Origin of the sequence: Algibacter sp., assembly GCF_049667265.1 — a bacterium.
In the GTDB taxonomy this organism is placed as follows: Bacteria; Bacteroidota; Bacteroidia; order Flavobacteriales; family Flavobacteriaceae; genus Algibacter_B.
The window spans coordinates 1-4,957 of the sequence record NZ_JBATHX010000244.1 but is presented as its reverse complement, the minus strand read 5'-3'; the positions used below and the strand labels follow the sequence as shown (position 1 = coordinate 4,957).

The window sequence follows — 4,957 nt, the reverse complement described above, 5'->3', positions numbered from 1 at the left end:
ACTCATAAGTGGTATTTTCACAAAGACCGCTTACAGCTGTTTGGTAAAATTCGCCAGAAGTGAAATCGGCATTTATCACTAACATTCTGCCGTTAGTATCTCCTGTTGTATGATCAACTATATCATGCCAACCAAACCAGTTGGTGTTACTTGAAACATTGTAAAATCCATCGTTAGGAGCTCCTGTTGTGTATGAGTATGAAGTTGTTCCTGCTGGCAATGGAATTGTTGCTCCCACACCAAAAGTTTCGGTAAAAATAGGGTCGCCAGAATTACCAGAACAAAACCCTAATTGTGCTGTGGCTTTTAATGAGCACAAAAAGATTAAAACAAGTGATATTAATAGTACCTGTAATTTAATTTTCAATTGATTTTATTTAATTACTAAATCATTGCAAAAGCTATATTAGTAAAATAAAATTCAATAGTATATTAAATAAATAGATTTAATGGTAATTTGACTATCGTTTAAGGGTAAAATGACCGGTATATTTTTGGTTGTCTATAATAATTATATACCAATAATCGCCGGTTGGTAAAAGTTGCCCGTGATAGGTTCCATCCCATTGTAGCGTTGTGTTTACGCCACTTTTTAAAAGTTTTCCATACCTGTCGAAGATTGATACTTGAGAATAACTGTAAAACTCAATGCCTTTTAAATCAAAAGTGTCGTTTATAGTATCCCCATTAGGTGTAAAAAACTTAGGAATAAAAAAATGTAAGTATTGGGTTGTATCTATGTCAGGACAGTTTACATGCTTCGCCGAAATCGTATACAAACCTCCTTCAACATTTATAAATGTATTACTTGATTGAAAATTGACTCCATCTATCGAATATTCAAATTCTCCAGTATTTGACGTGTTAACTATAATATTATTCCCATCGGGTATTATAGTGTCAATAATCGGGTTATCAACTAGAACAACCACAAAGTTTCTAGTTTCAAAATCGCAAGTTGTTGAACTCGATACATCTACTGAATAAACCCCAGGGGCACTTATTACAATAGATTGAGATATTTCACCTCCTTCCCATTGAAAAACCGGGTTTAATATATTGGTGTTAGCCTCTAACAATGGTGTTTCACCATTACAGATAACAATTTCTTCATTAAATTCTGCTCCTGGCTGTGTTCCAGTAACATCCCAAACACATGTTGTATCATTAAATATTGCAGTCTCCCAACACTCTAATAAAGGTTGAGCCGGTTGTGTGCCAGAAACATCCCAACTACAACTAGAGTTATTAAATATTACTGTCTCCCAACAATCTATAGTAGGCTGAGTAGGCTGTGTTCCTGATACTTCCCATGAACAAGTTGTGTTATTAAATAAAACGGTTTCCCAACATTCTATTGTGGGCTGAGCGGGTTGTGTGCCAGTAACATCCCAACTACAAGAAGCATTGTTAAACGTGGCGGTTTCCCAACAATCTATAGTTGGCTGTGCAGGTTGTGTTTCTGCTACATCCCATGAACAAGTTGTGTTATTAAATAAAACGGTTTCCCAACATTCTATTGTGGGCTGAGCGGGTTGTGTGCCAGTAACATCCCAACTACAAGAAGCATTGTTAAACGTGGCAGTTTCCCAACAATCTATAGTTGGCTGTGCAGGTTGTGTTCCTGATACTTCCCATAAACAGGTTGTGTTATTAAATGAAACGGTTTCCCAACATTCTAATGTGGGCTGAGCGGGTTGCGAGCCAGTAACAGTCCAACTACATGTTGTATCATTAAACGTTGCAGTTTCCCAACATTCGATTGTAGGTTGAGAAGGTGCCTGGGTAATATCTATTTGAAATACATCTGATAGTGTATTACAAAGTGAGTTGTTTAAATTAGTTGCAGATTCTGCGACCTTTGCTCTGTAATAGGTGGTTAAAGTAATACCAGAAAGAGTAATAGTTGAATTTGTTTCTCCAACTAAATCAGTCCAAATTAATCCATCGGTACTTATCTGCCATTGATAAAAATGCGAACTAAATACACTATTATCTGGAATAGCAGATAAGGTGCTTGAATATGGTGTTAGAGAACTGCAAAGACTAACATTGCTATTTGTTCCATCTGAAACGGCTATACTATCTCCACAACTTTTAAAAACAATATCGTCAATAGCTAAATCATTTCCATAACCACCAATACCATTATTAACCATTTTTAAAATTACAGAAGTTTGTCCTGGTTGGGTTTGAAAAACAAGGCCATAATTAAGCCATTCTCCAGTTTCGCCAAGCAAGCTTCCAAAAAAATCGCCTGTATCTCCAGATTTAAGAAGTGTTGTATCTGTGCTATCCCAAATTTCAAATCTAACATTACAAGGGTTAGGTAGGCTACCAGCATTAAGATCGTCTCGCGGTGTTAGATTGAGTACCCAAGAAGAAAACTCATAAGTGGTGTTTTCGCAAAGCCCTGTAACAGGCAACCTAAAAAACTCCCCTTTAGTAAAACTAGCATTTACTATTAACATTCTTCCATTAACGTCAGCAACGGTATGGTCTTCTACATTAAACCAATTCCATTGTTGATAATTCAAATTAGTTACTGTGTACTTCCCGTCTCCAAAAACGGTAGTTCCCAAAAATGTGTAATTAGTAGTTCCTGGTGCAGGCAATGTTACATGCTGTGTAGCAGAACTTGGTGCTGTACCAAAATTTTCTGTAAAAATTGGATCTCCCGAATTACCTCCACAAAACCCTAATTGCGCACTAGCTTTTATGGTAAACATAAGAGCAATTGATGCTAGCAAGAATTTATTTTTAATAAGTGAGTACAGAATAAATTTTATTTATGACATTTACAGAAGGCTATATTACCAAAAGTTTATGTAATTAATTATTCTAGTTTTACCCTAAACCAAGCATAAATTAACGTAATTGTTATTATTTATTGAAAATATGCGAATTAAAGATCATTAATCTGGGATAAATTAATTCATAAAAATATCTTAAAACAAGTCTAAACATTAACGCTCAGAGTATATATTTTTAGTGAGTATCATTATAAACTACATAAAAAAACATAAAATTAAATCTGCAATTATTGCGATACTACTAATTGTTTATGTTTTTTGCTTACCAAAACAACTCTTTAAGGATCCAACGGCAACCGTAATTACAGGTTCAAATCACCAATTATTAGGCGCGCATATAGCAAAAGATGGACAATGGCGATTTCCGCATAACGATTCCATTCCAGAAAAATTCAGAACTTGTATTATTCAGTTTGAAGATGAATATTTTTATAATCATCCTGGGTTTAATCCCATTTCTATTTTTAAAGCCTTACGTGGGAATTTAAAATCTGGAGGCATTAAACGTGGTGGTAGTGCGTTAACACAACAAGTTATTCGACTTTCTCGAAAAGGACAAAAGCGCACGTATTTTGAAAAAGTAAAGGAAATTATTCTAGCAACAGGCTTAGAAATTCGAAGTTCAAAAGATGAGATTTTAGCGTTTTATTCTAGTAATGCCCCTTTCGGGGGGAAATGTGGTTGGGCTTGATGCGGCTTCTTGGCGCTATTTTAATAGAAATCCTAACAATTTATCTTGGATAGAAAGTGTCACATTAGCGGTTTTGCCAAATGCCCCAAGTTTAATTTATCCAGGAAAAAACCAAGAACGGTTACTTGTAAAACGAAATCGACTTCTTAAAAAATTACTAGGCAATTTGATTATTGATTCACTAACTTATCAACTTGCAATTGCTGAAGGTTTGCCACAAAAACCTTATCCTTTGCCTCAAATGGCACCTCATTTATTACAAAAAGTAGCTCAAAAATATTATGGCAAACGCATTCAAACAACAGTAAACACCAAACTTCAAGAGCGCGTAAATTACCTTGTAAAAACGCATTATAATCAACTTAGCCAAAATGAAATTCATAACGCTGCTGTTTTGGTTTTGGATGTAAAAACAAGACGGGTTTTAGCCTATGTTGGCAATACACCTACCGATAAAGCCCATCAAAAAGATGTAGATATTATTGATAAACCCAGAAGTACTGGCAGTATTTTAAAACCTTTTTTATATGCTTCCATGTTGGATGCTGGCGATTTACTTCCCAACACGCTTGTTGCCGATGTGCCCACCCAATTTGGAAGTTACAATCCTGAAAATTACAACAAAACTTATGATGGTGCTGTGCCTGCAAGCCGCGCTTTATCAAGGTCTTTGAACGTTCCTGCCGTTAGAATGTTACAAGAATTTGGTTTAGATAGATTTTACCATTATTTAAAACAACTTGAACTTAAAGACTTAAAATACAACGCCAATCATTACGGATTATCGTTAGTTTTAGGTGGTGCAGAAAGCAATCTTTGGGATTTATGTAAAAGTTATGCAGCGCTATCTTCAACACTAAATCATTTTTCTGAAAATTCTAGTCAGTATTTTTCAAATGAATTTTGCGAACCTACTTTTTTGGCTTCTGAAAGAATTGATTTTGGAAATAAAACAACTGACAATACACTTTTTGATGCCGCCTCAATCTATTTGACATATGAAAGTTTAAAAGAAGTAAACCGACCAGAAAGTGATAAAAGTTGGGAGTTTTTTGATGGGTTTGGAAATGAATCAAAACGCACATTTGAGATTTCTAATTAACGTTTCAAACTAACATGCCCTGTGAATTTTTGTCCTTCAATAATGATAACATACCAATAATCGTTTGTCGGTAAGTTTTGATTATTAAACGTACCATCCCATGACAAGGCATTGTTTCTTGTAAATTTCAACAATTTCCCATAACGATCAAAAATTGAAACTTCTGATGAATTATAGAATTCAATCCCAGCTAAATCAAAAGTATCATTTTTTCCATCGTTATCTGGCGTGAAAAATTTAGGGATATAGAAATGTAAATGTTGCACGCTAACTGCATCTAGACAATTTCTTTCTCTAACAAACACGGTATATAAACCACCTATAGCTGAAAATATATTACTCTGTTGAAAA

General features: G+C 34.8%; 2 protein-coding genes and 2 pseudogenes. 1 reads left to right on the top strand and 3 read right to left on the bottom strand.

What is annotated here, in order from left to right; all coding sequences use genetic code 11:
• Window positions 1-367, bottom strand: a pseudogene (locus WBN21_RS09190) (hypothetical protein); the annotation flags it as partial.
• Window positions 368-461: 94 nt separating this feature from the next.
• Entirely contained in the window at window positions 462-2,750 is a 2,289-nt protein-coding gene (locus tag WBN21_RS09185) for a T9SS type B sorting domain-containing protein (protein ID WP_424199568.1), read from the bottom strand.
• Between the two features lie 241 nt (window positions 2,751-2,991).
• Between WBN21_RS09185 and WBN21_RS09180 the strand changes: the two are divergent.
• Window positions 2,992-4,561: pseudogene (locus tag WBN21_RS09180) on the top strand (penicillin-binding protein 1C); the annotation flags it as partial.
• 41 nt (window positions 4,562-4,602) lie between these two features.
• Here the strand turns inward: WBN21_RS09180 and WBN21_RS09175 are convergent.
• The coding region (locus WBN21_RS09175) for a T9SS type B sorting domain-containing protein (RefSeq protein ID WP_424199566.1) at window positions 4,603-4,957 on the bottom strand (355 nt) is incomplete at its 5' end.